This is a genomic window from Variovorax ureilyticus, from assembly GCF_037889935.1.
Taxonomy (GTDB): Bacteria; Pseudomonadota; Gammaproteobacteria; order Burkholderiales; family Burkholderiaceae_C; genus Variovorax; species Variovorax ureilyticus.
In genome coordinates this window covers 91668-111405 of sequence record NZ_JBBKZU010000002.1, presented here as the reverse complement: position 1 = coordinate 111405, position 19738 = coordinate 91668, and the positions used below count along the sequence as shown (strand labels likewise).

The 19738-nt window shown below is 68.2% G+C and carries 17 protein-coding genes; 4 read left to right on the top strand and 13 right to left on the bottom strand.

Annotated elements, in window-relative coordinates; translation table 11 throughout:
• Positions 1 to 33 precede the first annotated feature (33 nt).
• The 5 genes from WKW77_RS04860 to WKW77_RS04840 form a co-directional block, all read right to left on the bottom strand.
• Positions 34 to 1599, bottom strand: a complete 1566-nt coding sequence (locus tag WKW77_RS04860) for a long-chain-fatty-acid--CoA ligase (RefSeq protein WP_340355712.1) — start codon at positions 1597 to 1599, stop codon at positions 34 to 36.
• 43 nt (positions 1600 to 1642) lie between these two features.
• Positions 1643 to 2827 carry an acetyl-CoA C-acyltransferase gene (locus tag WKW77_RS04855; protein ID WP_340355711.1) on the bottom strand — a complete coding sequence of 395 codons (1185 nt, stop codon included), beginning with the start codon at positions 2825 to 2827 and terminating at the stop codon, positions 1643 to 1645.
• Between the two features lie 31 nt (positions 2828 to 2858).
• Positions 2859 to 4970, bottom strand: a complete 2112-nt coding sequence (locus tag WKW77_RS04850; RefSeq protein WP_340355710.1) for a 3-hydroxyacyl-CoA dehydrogenase NAD-binding domain-containing protein — start codon at positions 4968 to 4970, stop codon at positions 2859 to 2861.
• Between the two features lie 114 nt (positions 4971 to 5084).
• On the bottom strand, positions 5085 to 6137 hold the full coding sequence (locus tag WKW77_RS04845; RefSeq protein ID WP_340355709.1) for a zinc-binding dehydrogenase: 1053 nt from the start codon (positions 6135 to 6137) through the stop codon (positions 5085 to 5087).
• Positions 6138 to 6272: 135 nt separating this feature from the next.
• Positions 6273 to 6980 (bottom strand): class I SAM-dependent methyltransferase, encoded by a 708-nt coding sequence (locus WKW77_RS04840; protein WP_340355708.1) that lies wholly within the window; start codon positions 6978 to 6980, stop codon positions 6273 to 6275.
• A gap of 95 nt (positions 6981 to 7075) precedes the next feature.
• Here WKW77_RS04840 and WKW77_RS04835 point away from each other — a divergent pair, with 95 nt between their 5' ends.
• From WKW77_RS04835 to WKW77_RS04820, 4 genes are all read left to right on the top strand, one after another.
• Positions 7076 to 7846, top strand: a complete 771-nt coding sequence (locus tag WKW77_RS04835) for a glutathione binding-like protein (RefSeq protein ID WP_340355707.1) — start codon at positions 7076 to 7078, stop codon at positions 7844 to 7846.
• 30 nt (positions 7847 to 7876) lie between these two features.
• Positions 7877 to 8299, top strand: a complete 423-nt coding sequence (locus WKW77_RS04830; protein ID WP_340355706.1) for a gamma-glutamylcyclotransferase family protein — start codon at positions 7877 to 7879, stop codon at positions 8297 to 8299.
• 128 nt (positions 8300 to 8427) lie between these two features.
• A complete protein-coding gene (locus WKW77_RS04825; protein WP_340355705.1) occupies positions 8428 to 9219 on the top strand; it encodes an SDR family NAD(P)-dependent oxidoreductase in 792 nt (263 codons plus the stop codon).
• Positions 9220 to 9318: 99 nt separating this feature from the next.
• Entirely contained in the window at positions 9319 to 10083 is a 765-nt protein-coding gene (locus WKW77_RS04820) for an SDR family oxidoreductase (protein WP_340355704.1), read from the top strand.
• Positions 10084 to 10098: 15 nt separating this feature from the next.
• Here the strand turns inward: WKW77_RS04820 and WKW77_RS04815 are convergent, their stop codons facing one another.
• From WKW77_RS04815 to WKW77_RS04780, 8 genes are read right to left on the bottom strand one after another with little or no spacing between them, the layout of a single operon-like run.
• Positions 10099 to 11094, bottom strand: coding sequence for an NADPH:quinone oxidoreductase family protein (locus tag WKW77_RS04815; protein WP_340355703.1), 996 nt, complete (start codon positions 11092 to 11094; stop codon positions 10099 to 10101).
• 25 nt (positions 11095 to 11119) lie between these two features.
• Positions 11120 to 11887 carry a glucose 1-dehydrogenase gene (locus tag WKW77_RS04810; RefSeq protein WP_340355702.1) on the bottom strand — a complete coding sequence of 256 codons (768 nt, stop codon included), beginning with the start codon at positions 11885 to 11887 and terminating at the stop codon, positions 11120 to 11122.
• A gap of 16 nt (positions 11888 to 11903) precedes the next feature.
• Positions 11904 to 12959, bottom strand: a complete 1056-nt coding sequence (locus WKW77_RS04805; RefSeq protein WP_340355701.1) for a phosphotransferase family protein — start codon at positions 12957 to 12959, stop codon at positions 11904 to 11906.
• A gap of 2 nt (positions 12960 to 12961) precedes the next feature.
• Complete coding sequence (locus tag WKW77_RS04800) at positions 12962 to 14185, bottom strand: acyl-CoA dehydrogenase family protein (RefSeq protein WP_340355700.1); 1224 nt, start codon at positions 14183 to 14185, stop codon at positions 12962 to 12964.
• 21 nt (positions 14186 to 14206) lie between these two features.
• Positions 14207 to 15769, bottom strand: coding sequence for an acyl-CoA synthetase (locus WKW77_RS04795; protein ID WP_340355699.1), 1563 nt, complete (start codon positions 15767 to 15769; stop codon positions 14207 to 14209).
• Entirely contained in the window at positions 15754 to 16527 is a 774-nt protein-coding gene (locus WKW77_RS04790) for an enoyl-CoA hydratase/isomerase family protein (RefSeq protein WP_422823148.1), read from the bottom strand. The genes WKW77_RS04795 and WKW77_RS04790 overlap by 16 nt, the downstream gene beginning before the upstream one ends.
• Before the next feature lie 11 nt (positions 16528 to 16538).
• Positions 16539 to 18539, bottom strand: a complete 2001-nt coding sequence (locus WKW77_RS04785) for an acetyl/propionyl/methylcrotonyl-CoA carboxylase subunit alpha (RefSeq protein WP_340355697.1) — start codon at positions 18537 to 18539, stop codon at positions 16539 to 16541.
• A 32-nt stretch (positions 18540 to 18571) separates the two neighbouring features.
• A complete protein-coding gene (locus tag WKW77_RS04780) occupies positions 18572 to 19726 on the bottom strand; it encodes an acyl-CoA dehydrogenase family protein (protein ID WP_340356190.1) in 1155 nt (384 codons plus the stop codon).
• Positions 19727 to 19738: the final 12 nt, after the last annotated feature.

The following is a 19738-nucleotide window of genomic DNA, read 5'->3' as shown; positions in this document are numbered from 1 at the left end:
CGGGTTGTGAAAGTGAAAGGAACGGCTTCGGGTTCAGCCCACGGCGCGCGAGCGTCCGCGCCAGTAGGGCTCGCGCAGCACGCGCTTGAGGATCTTTCCGCTGGGGTTGCGCGGCAGCTCGGCGACGAAGTCGACCGACTTCGGGCACTTGTAGTGCGCCAGGTTCTCGCGCATGAAGTCGATGATGTCGCGCGGCGTCACCACCGCGCCGGGCCGGGGCACCACGCAGGCCTTGACGGCCTCGCCCCAGGTCTCGTCCGGCACGCCGATGATGGCGCCATCCAGCACCGCCGGGTGGCGCATCAGCACGTTCTCGACCTCGGCCGGATAGATGTTCTCGCCGCCCGAGACGATCATGTCCTTGATGCGGTCGTTGATGAAGAGATAGCCGTTCTTCAGGTAGCCGCCGTCGCCCGAGCGGAACCATCCGCCGTTGGCATTGCGTCCCTCCGGGTACGCCGCCGCGGTGGCTTCCGGATTGCGCCAGTACTCCTTCAGGTTGCGATCGGACTCGATCCAGATCTCGCCGGTCTCGCCTTCGGGAAGGTCCTGCAGCGAGATCGGATCGACGATGCGCAGCCGCCCGCCGCCGATCGGCCGCCCCGCGGAGCGCAGCAGGTCGGCATCGCCGGAGCGATGGTCGTCCGGCATGAGGAAGGTGGCCGGCCCCGACACCTCGGTGAGCCCGTAGACCTGCAGGAACTTGCACCCGAAGGTCTCGAAGGCCTGCTTCAGCACCGTCTCGCTCACCGGCGATCCACCGTAGGCGATGACCTGCAGCGTGCGGTAGTCGCCCTTTCGCGCCTCGGGCGACTGCAGCATGAAAAGGATCATCGCCGGCACGATGAAGGTGTGGGTGATGCCGTGCTCGCCGATCGCCTTGATGTAGCCGGACGGGTCGAACTCCGAATAGGCCGAAGTCTGCCCGCCCGTGTAGAGCGTGAGCAGCAGCATCGTCATGCCCGCGACATGGAACACCGGCAACGGATTGCCGAGCACGTGGCGGTTGTCGAACTGCCATTCCTTCGACACCACGCGGGACGTGGAGATCAGGCCCGCGTGCGTCAGCACGATGCCCTTCGGCAGGCCGGTCGTGCCCGATGAATAGAGCTGGAGCGCGGCATCGGCCGGCCCGGCTTCGACCGGCGTGAAGCTGTCCGGCTGTTCCGCGTACCACCGTGCGAACGATGGAAGACCGTCCAGCGCCTGCTCCGTGCAGACCAGCGTCGTCACGCGCGGCAGGTCTGCCTCGCGCACCGTCGGCATGAATGCCTTGTCGGCCATCAGGAAAGGCGCTTCGCCGTTCTGCAGGATGTAGGCGATCTCCGGGCCCGACAGGCGCCAGTTGACCGGCATGCAGACCGCACCGACCTTGCAGGCCGCCAGCGTCAGCAGCAAGGTCGGCGTGTGGTGCTTCGTGAGCACCGCCACGCGGCTGCCCTGCCCCACGCCCATCGCCACGAGACCATTGGCGATGCGGTTGGTCAGTCGCTCCACATCGGCGAAGGTCAGCTTCTCATCGCCCGTTCGATAGGCGATCGCGTCGGGCCGGTCGCGCAGTTGTCGTCGCAGGCCATCGATCAGCGTGCGGTCTTCCATTGCATGTCTCCTCTTCTTCCTTGCTTCCGGTGAAGCGGCGCCGTCAGGCCACCTCGAACAGCGCTGCGGCGCCCATGCCGCCGCCGACGCACATCGTGGCCACCACGTACTTGACGCCGCGCCGCTTGCCTTCGATGAGCGCATGCCCGACGACGCGCGCGCCGGTCATGCCGTAGGGGTGGCCGATGGAGATGCCGCCGCCATTGACGTTGTATCTGTCGGGATCGATGCCGAGCTGGTCGCGGCAATACAGCACCTGGCAGGCGAAGGCTTCGTTGAGCTCCCAGAGGCCGATGTCGTCGACCTTGAGCCCGTGCTGCTTCAGCAGCTTGGGAATCGCGTAGACCGGGCCGATGCCCATTTCCTCCGGCGCGCAGCCAGCGACCGCCATGCCGCGGTAGAGGCCCAGCGGCGAGAGGCCGCGCTTCTCGGCGACCGCGCGGTCCATCACCACGCAGGCCGATGCGCCGTCCGAAAGCTGGCTCGCGTTGCCCGCCGTCACCACGCCGCCTTCGATCACCGGCTTGAGCGACGAGAGGCCTTCCAGCGTGGTATCGGGGCGATTGCCTTCGTCGCGGTCGAGCGTGATCTCCTTGTACGAGACCTCCTTCGTGTTCTTGTCGACCACGGCCATCGTGGTCCTGAACGGCACGATCTCCTGGCTGAAGCGCCCGGCCTCCTGCGCGGCGGCGGTGCGCTGCTGCGAGGCGAACGCATAGCGGTCCTGCGCCTCGCGCGAGATGCCGTACTTCTTGGCGACGAACTCGGCCGTCTGCAGCATCGGCATGTAGGCGTTGGCGGCATGCGCGATGACGTTCGGGTCCTTCTCCTTCGCGACCCAGCCCATGTAGGCATCCTGCACCGCGCTGATGTTCTCGTGGCCGCCGGCGATCACGATGTCCATGCCGTCGACGATCACCTGCTTGGCCGCGGTCGCGATCGCCATCAGGCCCGAGGCGCACTGCCGGTCCATGGTCTGGCCCGAGACGGTCGCGGGCAGCCCGGCCGCCAGCACCGCGTTGCGCGCGAGGTTCATGCCGGCGGTGCCGGCCGAGAGCACGCAGCCGATCACCGCGTCCTCGATCTCGGCGCCCTCGACGCCCGCGCGCTGCACCGCATGCGAGATCGCGTGCGCCAGCATCGTGGGCGACTTGGTGTGGTTGAGCGCGCCCTTGAAGGCACGGCCGATGCCCGTGCGGGCGGTGGAGACGATGACGGCTTCTTTCATGCGGGCTTCCGTTTGGATGGGTTCTGCGGGTTCAGGCCGGCGTCCAGTCGGACAGCCGCTTGTTCTGCGCTGCCAGCGACGCCAGCAGCGGCGAGACGGTCCAGTAGCCGAAGGCGTTGCCGCGCGCCTTCGCGTAGTGCGCGAGCCGCTCGGCGATTACCGGCAGGCCGATCGTGTCGGCCAGGTAGATCGGGCCGCCCTGGTGGTCGGGAAAGCCGTAGCCCGCCGTCCACACCATGTCGATGTCGCCGGGACGGTAGGCGATGCCTTCCTCCAGGATGCGGGCACCCTCGTTGATGAGCGGGTACATCAGCCGCTCGACGATCTCCTCTGCGCCGATGTCGCTGCGCTGCGCGATGCCGTGCTGCGCAGCCAGTTCCTTCGCGATGCGCGCGGTCTCCGGGTCGGCCACCGGCTTGCGGCCGTCGTAGCGGTAGTAGCCGGCACCGGTCTTCTGCCCGAAGCGGCCCAGCTCGAACATCCTGCGCACCACCGCGCGATAGCTGTCGTCGGGCGGCAGCCCGCCGGTCTTGCCGTATTCGATGACCGTCTTGGCGCCGACATCGATGCCCGCCATATCGAGCATGCGGCACGGGCCCATCGCCATGCCGAGCGCTTCGACCGCGCCGTCGATCTGCGCCGGGCTCGCCCCTTCCATCATCAAGAACTCGGCCTCGCGCATGTAGACCTCGGCCATGCGATTGCCGATGAAGCCATAGCAGACCCCCGACACCACCGCCACCTTGCGGATGGTGCGTGCGAGCTGCATCACGGTGGCGAGCACCTCGGGCGCGGTCTTCGCGCCGCGCACCACTTCGAGCAGGCGCATCACGTTCGCGGGGCTGAAGAAGTGCATGCCCACCACGTCGGCCGGGCGTCCTGTGGCCTCGGCCAGCACGTCGACATCGAGCGTGGAGGTGTTGGTCGCGATGATCGCGCCGGGCCTGCAGAGCGCACCGAGCCGCGCACAGACCTTCTTCTTGAGGTCCATGTTCTCGAACACCGCCTCGATCACCAGATCGCAGTCGGCGAGTGCGCCGTCGACGATGGCGCCGTGGATCAGGCCCATGCGCTGCTCCACCTGCTCCGTGGTCATGCGGCCCTTGGCGGCGGTCGCCTCGTAGTTGCGGCGGATGATGCCGAGGCCGCGGTCCAGCGCCTCCTGCGTGGTGTCGACCAGCGTGGTCGGAATGCCGGCGTTGGCGAAATTCATCGCGATGCCGCCGCCCATGGTGCCCGCGCCGAGGACGCCGACCGACCGCACCGGCCGAAGCTCGACATCCTTCGGCAGCCCCGGGATTCTGGCCGCCTGCCGCTCGGCGAAGAACAGGTGGCGCATCGCCTTCGATTCGGGCGAGGTGCGCAGTTGTTCGAAGAGCTTCGCTTCCTCGGCCTCCCCTTCGGCGAATGGACGCAGCGATGCCTGCACCGCCAGCACGATGGCGCGTGCGGAAGGATGGAAGGGCTTCGCGCGCCGGGCCTGCGCCAGCGCGCGATCGAAGAAGTCGGCCGGCACCGAATCGGCCGGCACGTTGCGCTCGCTGATGCGGCGCGGGCCTGCGCCGCGCGCCAGCAGTGCTTCGACGAAGGCGAGTCCGGCTTCGAGCGGCGACTCTTCGCGCAACTCATCCACCACGCCGGCCTTGGCCGCCGTCACCGCATCGACGGGGCGGCCGCTGGAGATCAGGTCCAACGCCATCTCGATTCCGACCACACGCGGCAGGCGTTGCGTGCCCAGCGATCCCGGCAGGATGCCCAGCTTCACCTCGGGAAAGCCGAATTGCGTCTTCGGATGCGCGACGCGCCAGTGGCAGGCCAGCGCCAGTTCCAGCCCGCCGCCGAGCACCGTGCCATGCAGCGACGCGACCACCGGACGGTCGAGCGATTCGAGCCGGTTCAGCATGCGGTTGAGCGGCCTGGCCGAGAAGTCCGGCAGGTCGAAGGCGGTGATGTCGCCACCCGCGACGAAGGTGCGGCCCTCGCCGTACAGGAGCAGCGCCTTGTAATCGCGGTCGGCTTCGAAGGCATCGACCGCTGCGATCAGTCCGTCCACCACGGCCGGCGACAGGGCATTGACCGGCGGGTTGTCGATGCAGAGCAGCGCGATGTCGCCATGGCGGTTCAGGGTCACGGTGGATGTCATGAATGCGCGGTCCAGCAACTGATGAATGAATGGCGGATGGCCCGGAGGCCTTGGATGTCACGTTAGCAAAGGGGTATTCAAATCTCTTGCGTCCAGACGCTGCGCCGACCGGGCTCAACCCGGGGTCGTCCCACCCGATGGACGCACCAGCAGCTTGATCTGCGTCGTGGGCCGGCGCAGGGCCTCGAAGGCCTCGGGCAGCGCGTCGAGGGCGACCACGTCGGTGACCATCGCTGACGGGTCGACCCGGCCCGCGTCGAGCAGGTCGAGCACCCGGCGCCATTCGGGCTTGGCATAGCCCATGACGAACTGCATGCTCAGTTCCTTGGCCATGGCGCGCTGCGGCACCAGCCGGTCTTCGGTGGCGCAGACGCCGACCACCACGATGCGCCCGCGCGGCGGCGCGAGATCGACGCACTGCTGGATCAGCCCGGCCGCGCCCACGCATTCGAAGATCACATCGGGCGGTCCGCCCGCATGGCGCGCGAAGGCCGGTCCGACCTCCTCGGCCTGCGGATCGATCAGCGCCGTCGCGCCGAAGGCCGCCGCCACCTCGCGGCGACCCGCGGCGCGCTCGCTCACCACCACGCGCGTCGCGCCGGCCTGCCGCGCGAAGGCCGTCACCGCCAGCCCGATCGGGCCGGCGCCGATCACGAGCACGCGGCTGCCCAGTTCCACGCGCCCCGCCTGCACCGCATGCAGGCCCACCGCCAAGGGTTCGATCATGGCGCCTTCGCGCTCGCCGACCGCGGCCGGCAGCCGGATCGCCTGCCCGGCCGGCACCTTGACGTATTCGGCCAGTGCGCCCGGCCGGTTCGGGCTGAACCCGGTCAGCCGGTTGTGCGGGCAGATCATGCCGAGGCCCTCACGACATTCGCGATAGCCCTCGTCGGTGCAGGAGCGGCAGGCGTTGTTGGGCAGTGCGGTCACCCGCTCGCCCGCCTTCCAGCCCGGCGCGCCGCTGTCGACCACCTCGCCCGCGAATTCGTGCCCGAGCACCGTGCCGTCCTTCACGACGAACAGCCCCGGATGCGTGGCGTGCAGATCGGAGCCGCACACGCCGCAGTAATGCACGCGCAGCACCAGTTCGCCGGGGCCCGCCTCGGGCGTCGGCATGTGCTCGATGGAGAGTGGGCGGCCCAGACCGCGGAAGACGGCAGCTTTCATCCGCGCAGGCTAGTGGCGATGCGCGCGGGAATCTTGCGTACAGGCGCTGAGTTTCAGCGGGCGGGTAGATCCCACCTGTTTGCCAATGCCGGTTACTTGGCCCGCATCCGCGCGCCCGGCAGCGCGCTGGACGGATCAGGCGCTCCTGAAGGCAATCCATGCGCTCCAGAAGAGACTGGAGAAGAATCGAAGCGGACCGTCGAAGCCTGCCGCGGCGAGCTTCGCCTCCACGGCTGCTTCAGAGGCCGGAGGGACGGCCCCCAGGCGAATCCTCGCAAGCTTCGCAGTGACCTCTTCCTCGCTCGCGCCCGCCATGCGCCAGCGTTGGGCCCAGGCCGCGAGGAACAACGGCTGCGATTCATAAGCGCTGCGATTGCATGCGACGACAAGTGGCGCGCCCGGCTGGAGGCGCTCGGCCAGTTCGCGCAGGACCTTGTCCTTCCCTTCGTCGCTGGGGATGTGGTGCAGGACCCCGATGAGGGTTGCCGCATCGAACTTGCGCGTCACGGGAAGCGATTCGACGGCTCCCTCGAATCGCTCGACGCGATCCGACAGTCCTGCGCCCTTCACGCGTTCCATCGCCTGTTCGAGCATCGGAACGGAAGGGTCCGCCGCAACGAAGGTCCACCGAGGCTCCAGCTTTCCCATGACCAGAAATTCCTGGCCAGTCCCGCCGGCGCCAGCGACCAGCACGTGCTTGGCTTCGGACCCGAGGGAAGCAGAAAGGAGGCATGCGGACAGTTCGTGGCAGGCATCGTAGCCGGCGAGTGCGATGCGGCTTTGCGTCTCGTACTCGGAAGCTCGCGAATGGTCGAATTTGGCGGTGGGTTCTGCGGTCGTCATGGGAAAGGCATTGTGTCCAGCGCCTGCGAGCAGCAAAAGCAGTGTTTCGAGAGCGTCCCCATCTGGAACCGAGAAGGGATCCGCTAGCATTTCGCATGGACATTGCATACGTCAGCGTTGAAGAAGCCGTCTCGCGTCCGGGACTGCGCATGGTCGTCGTCGGGAACGTCCCCAGTCCATGGTCGGAATCGGCCAAGGGAATCTTTCGATTGAAGGGCATTCAATGGGCGGCGGTGCGACTGTCGTACGACAGCAGGCTGCTCAAGGAATGGGCGGGCGAGCGAAGCGCGCCGGTCGCCATCTACAACGACGAACCGCCTCGCTCCGGATGGGCGGACATCCTTCAGCTCGCGGAACGACTGGCGCCGACCCCCGCCCTCCTGCCGCACGCCGACGAAGCGCGCGAGGCCGTGATGCAGTGGGGCCGCGACATCTGCGGCGAGCATGGCCTGGGGTGGACCCGTCGGCTTCACATGATTCATGCGGGTCTACAGGGCAACGGAGGATTCAAGCCGGAGGTAGCCGCCTATCTTGCGAAGAAGTACGGATACACCCCCGAAGCCGGCGCCCATGCGGATGCCCGCGTCGGGCAACTGCTGAAGATGCTCTCGGAGCGGCTGAAGGCGCAACGCGCGGCGGGCAGCGACTACCTTGTGGGCGACAGCGTGACCGCGGCCGACATCTACAGTGCGACGTTCATGGCGTTGCTGCGGCCCTTGCCGGAGAGCGTGTGCGCGATGGAGAACAGCACGCGCAGGGCCTTTGAATTGCGTGGTCCTCACAGCGACGACGCGCTGGACGATTCATTGTTGGCGCACCGCGCCATGATGTACGAGCGGCACCTGACGCTGCCGTTGTCGCTGTAGTTTCGCGTTGGCAATCGACGGCACACCTCCATGTCGCAATCTGTCTTCGTCTTCGGAACACTGAAAGAAGGTTTCCCCAACGCCGCGATCAACAAGGGCACGCGAGTGCCGGGCGACTTCATGACTGTCGAGCGCTATCCGCTGTACCTTGTCGGCGAGCGCTATTCACCTTGGCTCGTCGACGCTCCGGGAGAGGGCGAGCGGATTGTCGGCCAGGTGTTTGAAGTCGACGAGGCAACGTTGGCCGCGATGGACAAGCTGGAGCGCATCACGGAGCGGGACGGATACCGGCGCGTGATGCTCGAGGTCGAGGCGCCGAGGGATGTCCGACCAGAAACAATCTGGGTCCACGCGTACATCAAGCCTCGAGAGCAGTTCGCCGTGGCAGATGCCCGGCTTGGCCCTCTGAAGGAATACACGCACGAACACGCGGCGCTGTATCGCAGTCGCTAGGGCCAAGAGGCCGACGCAATCCTCCCTCGACGGCGCCCACGAATTCACCTACGCTGCGCATCAAGGGCCTGTCACCGCCGCACTTCGCTGCATGGCAGGCCCGTCTTCCTGTTCGAAAGGCACGCGCAATGAACCTCCAACTCACGGGCAAGCTGGCGCTGGTCAGCGGCAGCACGGCGGGCATCGGCTTCGCCATCGCGCAGGCGCTGGCAGCGGAGGGTGCACGCGTCATCGTCAATGGCCGTTCGCAGGACTCGGTGGATGCTGCGGTCGCTCAGATCCCCGCGGCGGAAGGCGGCGAAATCATCGGCTTCGCCGGCGACCTGAGCACGGCCGCTGCCGCGCAAGCCTTGGTGGCGCAGCACCCCGGCATCGAGATCCTGGTCAACAACCTCGGCATCTTCGAACCCAAGCCGTTCGAAGAGATTCCGGATGAGGACTGGACGCGCTTTTTCGATGTGAATGTCCTGAGCGGCGTCCGGCTGGCGCGTCTGGTATTGCCCGCGATGAGGCGCGCCAACTGGGGGCGCATCATCTTCATCTCGAGCGAGAGCGCGGTCCAGATTCCCGCGGAGATGATTCACTACGGCATGACGAAGACGGCGCAGTTGGCCGTCTCCCGCGGATTGGCGGAGGCCGTTGCCGGCACCGGGATCACCGTCAACAGCATCCTGCCGGGCCCGACCCGGTCGCGCGGCGTGGGCGATTTCGTCGAGGCGCTCGCCAAGGCCGATGGCAAGTCCTTCGATGCCTATGAGAAGGAGTTCTTCGACAAGGTGCGACCGACGTCCCTCATCAAGCGCTTCGAGTCTCCGGCGGAGATTGCCTCCATGGTGGCCTACGTTGCGAGCCCGCTTTCATCCGGGACGACAGGAGCAGCGCTTCGGGTCGACGGCGGCTGCACGAAAAGCGCGTTCTAGCTCCCACGCACGCATGCGCGTGCGCCGCAGCGGCTCGGCGCAAGACACGTCCGCCCGCCCCGCTTAGCCTGACCGCTGTTTGCAGACTGCGGAGCCTCCATGGAACTCAGGGACAAGGTCGTCGTCGTGACCGGCGGCGCGAGCGGCATCGGCGCCGCCATGGCGCGGCGCTTCATGCGCGAAGGTGCGCGCGCCGTCGTGGTTGCGGATCGTCATGCCGATGCGGCGGAAAGCGTGGCCCGCGAGATCGGCGGCCATGCGGCAACGGTCGATGTCTCCGACGAAGCACAGGTCCAGCGCCTGATCGACGACACCGAAGCGCGCCACGGCACCATCGACCTGTTCTGCTCCAACGCAGGCATCACCGCCCATGGCGGGCCCGAGCTGCCCGACGCCGACTGGCAGCGCGTGATGGACGTCAACCTGATGGCGCACGTGCGCGCCGCTCGCGCCCTGCTGCCGCGCATGCTGGCACGCGGCCGCGGCCACCTGCTGCAGACCGCCTCGGCCGCCGGGCTGCTGTCGCAGTTCGACGCGCCCTACGCAGTCAGCAAGCATGCGGCGGTCGCGTTCGCCGAATGGCTGTCGATCACCTACGGCGCGCGCGGCATCGGCGTGAGCTGCCTGTGCCCGGGCGGCGTCGAAACACCTCTACTGGAAGCGGAGACGCCGCAGCGCCGTGCGCTGATGGCCAGCGGCATCGTGAGCGCCGAGACCGTTGCCGAATGCGTGATCGACGGATTGCGCGAGGAGCGCTTCCTGATCCTGCCGCAGGACTTCATCCGCGAGCAGATGCAGCGCAAGGCCGCCGACACCGAGCGCTGGCTGCGCGGCATGCGCAAGCTGCACGCGGCCGCCGGCTGAGCGGCGCGGCGAGCGCTATTGGCCGCCGCGCCCGAGCGCGGTGCTCAGCATGATCTTGCCGGTCGCCTTGCGATCCGCGACCACGCGCAACGCCTCGGCCGCCCTTTCCAGCGGGTAGCGCGCAGTGATCGACGGCCGGATGCGCCCTTCGGCAAGCCAGCCCAGCAGTTCCTGCATCAGCATGTCGTAGCGCTTCGGCTCGGCCTGCGAGAAGCCGCCGTAGAACACGCCGACGATCGAGCAGCCCTTGAGCAGCGCGAGGTTGAGCGGCGGGCGCGGAATCTCGCCGGCGGTGAAGCCGATCACGAGGTAGCGGCCCTTCCACGCCATGCTGCGCAGCGCGGGTTCGGTGTAGGCGCCGCCGACCGGGTCGTAAACGACGTCTACGCCCTTTCCGCCGGTGAGCGCCTTGATTCGCTCGCGCAGATCCTCTGTGGCGTAGTTGATCGTCTCGTCGGCGCCGGATTGGCGGCACAGCGCCAGTTTCTCGTCGGTCGACGCCGCCGCGATCACGCGCGCGCCCATCAGCTTGCCCAGTTCGATCGCCGAGATGCCGGTGCCCCCGGCTGCGCCGAGCACCAGCAGTGTTTCGCCGGGCTGGATGTTCGCTCGCTCCTGGAGCGCGTAGTGGGAGGTGCCGTAGGTGATGACGAGCGCGGCCGCATCTTCCATCGCGATGCCGGCCGGCAGGCGCACCAGCTTGCGCGCATCGGTCACGACCTCTTCGGCGAAGCCGCCCCAGCCGCAGACCGCGATCACGCGATCGCCGGCGGCGTAGCCCTCGACACCCGGCCCCACCGACTTGATGGTGCCCGCCACCTCGCCGCCGGGCGAGAAAGGCAGCGCGGGCTTGAACTGGTACTTGTTCCCGATGATGAGCGTGTCGGGGAAATTCACCGCGCTCGCATGCACCGTCACCAGCACCTCGCCCTTGCCGGGCACGGGCGAATCGATCTCTTCGACCGTCAGGGTTTCGGGCGGGCCGTGGCGCCGGGCCAGCACTGCTTTCATGGCTTCTCTTCCTCGTGGGTGGGTTTCAGATCATCGAAATCGACATGCCACCATCCGCCGCGAGGCTCGCGCCCGTGACGAAAGCGCCAGCCGCCGAACTCAGGTAGAGCACCGCATAGCCGATCTCCTCGGGTCGGCCGAGGCGGCCGATGGGGGTCTTGCGGAGGATGCGCTCGCGCGCCTTCCCGTCGAAGGCTTCGGCGAGCCGCGTGTCGATCACGCCCGGCAGCACGGTGTTGGCCCGGATGCCGAACTCGCCGTATTCGAGCGCGAACACGCGGCTCATGCCGAGGAGTGCCGTCTTGAGGGTGCCGTACAGGCCCAGCATCTTTTCCGGATGCCAGGCCGACAGCGACGAGATGTTGACGATGCTGCCGCCGCCGCGCGGCTTCATCAGCTTCGTCGCCTCGACCGAGAGAAACCAGTAGCCGCGCAGGTTGACCTCGACCGTCTTCGTGAAGAGGCCCGGGTCGGTGTCGTCGATGGTGCGCCACGGGCTCAGTACCGCGTTGTTGACCAGGATGTCGAGACCGCCGTGCTTGCGGGCCAGATGGCGCGAGGTGGCCTCGATGTCCTCCATGCGGCCGATGTGGCAGGCGTGGCCTTCGGCGCTCAGGCCTTCGTCTCGCAACGCCTGCGCGACCTTCTCGCATTCGTCGGGCTTGCGGCTGCTGACCACCACATGCGCGCCGGCCTGCGCGAGCACGCGCGCGGTCGCGGCGCCGATGCCATGCGTCGAGCCGGTGACCAGGGCGACCTTGCCGCCGAGGTCGAAGGGATTCGGAAAGCTCATTCGTGGACTCCGGGGTTCAGTCGGCGCGATCGAGGATGTCGAGCCCCACGCGCGCGAACACATCCATGGTGTTGCCGAAGAACAGTGCGCTCTCGGCCACTGCAGTACCCAATGCCGCGCGACGGCGCAAACCGGCCGACATCGCGGCCTGCCTGAACATCGCGAAGGCCTTGAAGAAACGCATGTCGGTGGCCGTGTCCCATCCAGTTGCGCGGAAGTAGCGTTCGCGCAGTTCCGCCTGGGTCGGCAGGCCGTGCGCCGCGCGGTCCACGCCTGCGAGGCCGGGCAGCAGGTAGTCCGGCGGGAGGTCCTGCACCGCGAGGAACTGGCCGAGATCGGCGAGCGGATGCCCGAGCGTCGAGAGCTCCCAGTCGAGCACCGCGATCACGCGATCGACATCCGGCGCGAACATCAGGTTGTCGATGCGCGAGTCGCCGTGCAGCAGCACCGTGGGATGCGCCTCGTGCGGCATCGCCGATTCGAGCGCAGCGATCAGCCCGTCCATCGCGGCATCGCCCTCGGGCATCGCGGTGCGGTACTGCTGCGTCCAGCGGTGGAACTGGCGCTCGAAGTAGTTGCCTTCGCGCCCGAAGTCGCGCAGGCCGAGCGCATCGATGTCGGTGCGGTGGATGGTCGCGAGCGTGTCGATCGCGGCTTCGTAGACGGCTCGCCGCCTCTCGATCGGCACCTCGCCGAGCGCCACGTGGCGATGCACCACGCCCGGCAGGAAATCCATCAGGTAGAACTGCACGCCGACCACCGACAGGTCGTTGCACAGCACATGCATCCTGGGCACCGGGACCGTGCTTGCGCCGAGCGTGCGCAGGATGCGGTATTCGCGGTCGAGCGCGTGCGCGGATTTCAGCAACTGGCCGGCCGGCTGCGTGCGCAGGATGTAGCGGCCGCTTGCGGCGTCGAGCTTCCAGATCGGGTTGGAATTGCCGCCCACCAACCGCTCGGCACCGCGCAGACCCCGAAAGCCCGTCACCTGTTCTTCGAGCCACGCACCGAGCCGGACCAGGTCCAGCGGCGGCGTGCTGACCACCCTCGACGCCGCCTGTGCCTCTTCCACGCTCACGCCACCACCGGCGCCTTGCCGTGCTGCCTGAGCATCTGCTTGCCGAGCGCCGAGAGATGCACCTGATCCGGCCCGTCGCCGATGCGGATGAAGCGCGCATAGACGTAGGCGCGCGGCAGGAAGGTGTCCTGCGACACGCCCGCGCCGCCGAAGACCTGGATCGCGCGGTCGATCACGCGCGCCGCCATCGTGGGCACGACGATCTTGGCCGCCGCGATCAGGTCGCGCGCGGCCTTGTTGCCTTCGCGGTCCATCTTGTCGGCCGCGCGCAGCGTGAGCAGCCGGGCCTGTTCGATCTCGCAATACGAATGCGCGATGTCCTCGCGCACCGAGCCCTGCTCGCCCAGCTTGCGGCCGAAGGCCAAGCGTGATTCGGCGCGCCGGCACATGAGTTCGAGCGCGCGCTGCGCACAGCCGATCAGCCGCATGCAGTGGTGGATGCGCCCCGGCCCGAGCCTGCCCTGCGCGATCTCGAAGCCGCGGCCTTCGCCGAGCAGGATGTTGCCCGCCGGCACGCGCACGTCGTCGTACACGATCTCGGGGTGGCCGACCGGCGCGTCGTCGTAGCCGAAGGTCGTCAGGTCGCGCACGATGCGCACGCCGGGCGTGTCCTTGGGCACGAGGATCATCGACTGCTGCTTGTGCAGATCCGGATCGTCGGGCGCGGTCTTGCCCATTACGATCAACAGCCTGCATTCGTCGTTGAGCGCGCCGGAGGTGAACCACTTGCGCCCGTTGATCACGTAGTCGTCGCCGTCGCGCCGGATCTCGCACTGGATGTTGGTGGCATCGCTCGATGCCACCGCCGGCTCCGTCATCGAGAAGGCCGAGCGGATGGTGCCGGCCAGCAGAGGCTCCAGCCACCGCGCCTTCTGCGCGTCGTTGCCGTAGTGGGCCAGCAGTTCCATGTTGCCGGTGTCGGGCGCCGAACAGTTGAAGACCTCGGGCGCCCAGAGCACGCGACCCATGATCTCCTTGACCGGTGCGTATTCGAGGTTCGTCAATCCACTTCCGTGTGGGCCCGACAGGAACAGGTTCCACAGCCCTTGCGCCTTCGCGCGCGCCTTCAGCGACTGCAGCACCTCCGGCGTGCGATAGGGATGGCCGCTCTTGTGCGGCTCCTCGTAGTAGACGTTCTCGACCGGGTAGACATGCCGGTCCATGAAGTCGGCGACGCGCGCCTGCAGCTCCTGCGAGCGCGCGGAATGCGTGAAATCCATCGTCTTCCTCTCGTGGGGGATTCAGGCCCGGTTCTGCTCGCGCAGCCGCGCCTTGAGCACCTTGCCGGTCGGGTTGCGCGGCAGCGCCTCGACGATGCGCAGCTCGCGCGGCAGCTTGTAGCGGGCGAGCCGCGTCTCGGCGAAGGCCTGCAGCGCTTCGAGCGTGAGGCTCTTGCCCGCCTTGGGCGCCACCACCGCGACCACGCGCTCGCCCCACCGCTCGTCGGGCGCACCGATCACCGCGACTTCGGCGATGTCCGGATGGTCGTAGAGCACGCTCTCGACCTCGGCCGGATAGATGTTCTCGCCGCCGCTGATCACCATGTCCTTGAGGCGGTCGCAGATGTAGAGGAAGCCTTCGGCATCGCGATAGCCCACGTCGCCGCTGCGGAACCAGCCGTCGCGCGTGAAGGTCGCCGCGGTCGCCTGCGGCTGGTTCCAGTAGCCGGCCATCACGTTGGCGCCGCGCACGCACACCTCGCCGGCCGTGCCGGGTTCGGTGATGGCCTCGCCGGTGGCGTCGATGATCCTGATCTCGGTGAGCAGCGGGGGCGTGCCGCACGAGCCGAGCTTGTCGGTGGCGCGGTCCGGGTTCAGGAAGGTGATCATCGAGGCGGTCTCGGTCATGCCGTAGCCCTGGTGCACCGGCACGCCACGCGCGGCATACAGGCGCAGCAGCGGCTCCGGCATCGGCGCGCCGCCCACGGCGACGAGGCGCAGCGAGCTCAGGTCGGCCTGAGCGAAATCCGGATGCTGGCTGATGAAGAGCAGCATCGCCGGCACGCCGAAAGTCACGGTCACGCGGTGCTCGGCCACCGCCTGCATCACGGCCGCGACCTCGAAGCCGCGCTGAAGCACCAGGTGCCCGCCGGCCATGAGGGTCGAAAGGCTTCCGCACAGCAAGCCTCCGACATGGAACATCGGAGCGAAGTTGAGCGTCACGTCGGTCGAGACCATGTCCCACAGCAGCATCTCGTTGAGGTTGTTCGCCCAGAAGTTGCCGTGGGTGAGCATCGCGCCCTTGGGGTGGCCGGTGGTGCCCGAGGTGTACATGATCACCGCCACGTCGTCGGCCGAGGCCGGCACCGCGGGCGGTGCGGCGAGGGGCTGCGCCATCAGTGCATCGGCCGCTTCCCAGCCCGCCGAGCCGCCGCCGCGATGGATGAAGCGCGCGCAGGCGAGCTTGTCGCGCACGCTGTCGATCACCGCGATGTGCTCTTCGCCCGTGACCAGCGTGTGGATGCCGGCATCGCCGACCACGTAGGCGAGTTCGGGCCCGCTCAGGCGGAAGTTCAGCGGCACGAAGATCGCGCCCAGGCGCGACGCGGCGAACATCGCGACCACGAACATCGGATCGTTGAAGCCCAGGTAGCCGACGCGGTCGCCGCTCGTCACGCCGCCCTCGGCGAGCACCGCCGACATGCGTTCGATGCGCTGCTGCAATTCGGCGTAGCTCCACCGCGTGCCGTCGCAGCTCAATGCGGGCTGGCGCGGCACGCGTGCCGCGCGGCGCGACAGCCATTCGTGAAGGCCGACCGCGTGCGCGCCGCGCGCGGTCGGATCGGTGTTCAACGGCCGGTCCATGTCGGTTTGCGCTTTTCGTTGAAGGAAGCGAGGCCCTCCCTGGCGTCCTCGGTCATGGCCAGCAGGGCGATCTGGCTCTCGGTGTAGGCGATGCCTTCGTCGAAGGACATCGCTTCCAGCGCACGCATCGCGTACTTGCCGCGCCGGATGGCGGTGGGCGACTTGCCGGCCAGGCGGTCGACGAGCCATTGCGTCTTGTCGTCCAGCTCGGCGGTCGGCACCACGTAGTTGAGCAGCCCGCCCTCCTTCGCTTCGGCCGCGCTGAAGGGCTCGCCACTCAGGCACCACTCGCGCACCGTGCGCCGCGGCGCGATGCGCTGCAGCAGGCTCAGCACCTGCATCGGGAAGAGGCCGATCTTGACTTCGGGCAGGCCGAACTGCGCGTGGTCGGCCGCGACCGCGAGGTCGGTCATGCACAGCAGGCCGATGCCGCCCGCCATGCACACGCCGTTGATGCGCGCGATGGTCGGCAAGGTCGCGTTCTGCGCTTCGCGCAGCATGTCGGCGTAGTCGATGTTGGGGCGCGACAGGTCGAAGGCGAATCCCGCCCCCGGCTGGAGGTCGCCGCCGGCGCAGAAGGCCTTGTCGCCCGCGGCGGTGAGCACGATCACGCGCACCTCGGGGTCGGCATGCGCACGGCGCAAGCCTTCGCGGATGCCGGCGATCACGTCCTTGTTGATCGCGTTGCGCTTGTCGGGCCGGTTGATCGTGATCCAGAAGGCGCGGTCGCGCTTGTCGAGCAACACCGCGTCGTTCATCGCTTCGCTCGTCACTTGGCACCTCCGTCTTCCGCGATCGCTTCGATCTCGGCCACGACGCGGCTCGCCGCGACCTGTTCGCCGGTCGCGACATGCACGGCGGTCAGCTTGCCGCGGAGCGGCGCGGTGTGGACATGCTCCATCTTCATCGCCTCCAGCGTCACGATCGGCTGCCCGGCCTGCACGATCTGTCCGACATCGGCGAGCACCGCGACCACGCGGCCGTTCATGGAGGCGCGCAGCTTGCCGTCGCCGCCGCTCTCACCCTGCCGCGCGGAAGCGGCGCGTGTCTTGTCCTCGACGCGCAGCGAGAGCCCGCGGTATTGCATCAGCAGCGTGGCGCCATCGCGATGCCAGGCGGCGGCTTCCAGCACGCCGTCGCAGACGAATCGCGCGCTGTCGTCCGTGAGCGCGGCGATCTCGATGACGAAGGTCCCGCCGCCCTGCGTCACGTCGAAATGCCGGTGACTGCCCAGCACGAGGCTTGCGTTGTGCGTCGCACCACCGATGTCGAAGCGCAGCGAGATCGGCAGCTTGTGCGGCATGCGCCGGCCCGGCGGCGCGTGCCGGCGGCCATTCGCGGTTTCGTGCAGGAGCACCGCCGCCAGCGCAGCGGCCCTTTCGCGGGTGGCGGGATCCGTCGCGAGCAGCGCATCCTGGTGCTGCCCGATGAATGCCGTGGAGGCTCCGCCGGCTGCAAACACAGGGTGCAGCAGGCAGCTGCGCAGGAAGGCCTGGTTCGTGGTCACGCCGAGCGCCACGGCATCTTCGAGGCCGGAGGCCAGCTTGCGGCGCGCCTCGTCGCGCGTGCGGCCGTGGCTGATGAGCTTCGCGATCATCGAGTCGTAGAACGGCGGCACCTCGCTGCCGGAGCGCAGCGCATCCTCCACGCGCAGCTGCGCGGGCATCTTCCAGAGCGCCACGGTGCCACTCTGCGGCATGAAGCCCTTGTCCGCGTCCTCGGCGCACAGGCGCACCTCGATCGCATGGCCCGAGAAGCGGACATCCTCCTGCGCCAGCGGCAAGGGATCGCCGGCCGCGACTCGCAATTGCAGCTCCACGAGATCAAGCCCGGTGATCGCCTCGGTGACCGGGTGCTCCACCTGCAGCCGCGTGTTCATCTCCATGAAGTAGAAGTTGCCCTCGCGATCGAGCAGGAATTCGAGCGTGCCCGCGCCCTCGTAGCGGATCGCCTTGACGGCGGCCACCGCGGTCGCGCCCATGCGGGCGCGCAGCTCGGCATCGACCGCAGGCGAAGGCGCTTCCTCGACCACCTTCTGGTGCCGCCGCTGCACCGAGCAGTCGCGCTCGCCCAGGTGGATCGCGTTGCCGTAGCGGTCCGCGAAGACCTGGATCTCGATGTGGCGCGGTTCCACGATCGCGCGTTCGAGGATCACCTCCGGGTCGCCGAAGGCGCTCTGGGCCTCGGAGCGCGCGCTGCGCAGCAGGTCCGGAAACTCCTTCGCCGATGGCACGAGCCGCATGCCGCGCCCGCCGCCGCCGGCCGTGGCCTTGATCATCACCGGGAAGCCGATGCGCGAGGCCTCCTGCGCGAGCCGTTCCTCGTTCTGGTCCTCGCCCTGGTAGCCCGGAATGCAGGGCACGCCCGCCGCCTGCATCAGCGACTTGGCGCCCGCCTTGTTGCCCATGGCGACGATGGCCTCGGCCGAGGGCCCGATGAAGACGAGCCCTGCGTCCTTGCAGGCCTCTGCGAAGTCCTCGTTCTCGGCCAGGAAGCCGTAGCCCGGGTGCACCGCATCGGCGCCGGTGAGCTTCGCCGCCTCGATGATGGCCGGGATGCGCAGGTACGACTGCGCCGGCAGCGGCTCGCCGATGCAGACGGCCTGGTCCGCTTCCTGCACATGGCGCGCGCCGGCATCGGCGGTGGAATACACGGCCACCGTGCGGTAGCCGAGCGCCCGTGCGCTGCGGATCACGCGCAGGGCGATCTCGCCGCGGTTGGCGATCAGGATCTTGTGGAAGGGCGTCGCGTGTCGTGTGGGGACGGTCATGAATCGGGTCCGTGTGAATGTCGTTGCGCCGGTCACTGCGGCTTCGGAAAAGTGCCCATGAACTTGCAGAGGATCTGCAGCATCACTTCGTCGGCGCCACCGCCGATGGAGGTCAGGCGGCCGTCGCGGAAGATGCGGGAGATCGGGCTCTCGTCCATGAAGCCCATGCCGCCCCAGAACTGCAGGCAGCCATCGGCCACCTCGCGGATCACGCGGCCGGCCTTGAGCTTGGCCATGGTCGCGGTGCGCGTGGCGTCCTGCCCTGCGCTCACTTCCGCCACGCCCTGCCAGCAGAGCGCACGCAGGCTGGCGACTTCGGTCTGCAGCTCCGCGAGCTTGTAGTGCACCCACTGGTTGTCGAGAATCGAACGGCCGAAGGCCCGGCGCTCGCGCGTGTAGTCGATGGTGGCGTCGATGGCACGCTGCGCCATGCCGGCGTTGTTGAGCGCACCCCAGAGGCGCTCGACCTGGAACTGCTCCATCTGGTAGATGAAGCCCATGCCCTCTTCGCCAACGCGATGGCGCTGCGGCACCCGCACGCCGTCGAAGTGGATCTGCGCGGTGTCCGAGGCATGCATGCCCATCTTCTTCAGCTTGCGCGCGACGCTCACGCCGCGTGTCTTCATCGGCACCACGATGAGCGACTTGTTCTTGTGCGCGGCGCCGGTGGATGTGTTGGCGAGCACGCAGCAGAAATCGGCCTGCGTGCCGTTGGTGGTCCACATCTTGCCGCCGTCGATGACGTAGTCGCCGCCGTCCTTGCGCGCGGTGGTTTTGATCGAAGCGACGTCGGAGCCGCTGCCCACTTCCGAGACGCCGAGGCAGGCGACGTACTCGCCCGTGATCGCCGGCGCGAGGAATTCGTCGCGCAGCTCGCGGCTGCCATGGTGCGCGAGCGCCGGCGTCGCCATGTCGGTCTGCACGCCGATGGCCATCGGCACGCCGCCGCAATGAATGCGCGCGAGCGTCTCGGCCATCACGGCGCCGTAGGAGTAATCGAGACCGGAGCCACCGTTCTCCACCGGCTTGGTCAGGCCCAGGAACCCGAGCTGGCCCATGGCACCGAAGACCTCGTGCGCCGGGAAGATCTCGTCGCGCTCCCAGGCATCGACGTGCGGGTTGATCTCCTTGTCGATGAATCGGGCGAGCGTGTCGCGCAGCGCCTCGTGCTCGGGCGTGAGCTGCATGAAGGGAACTTC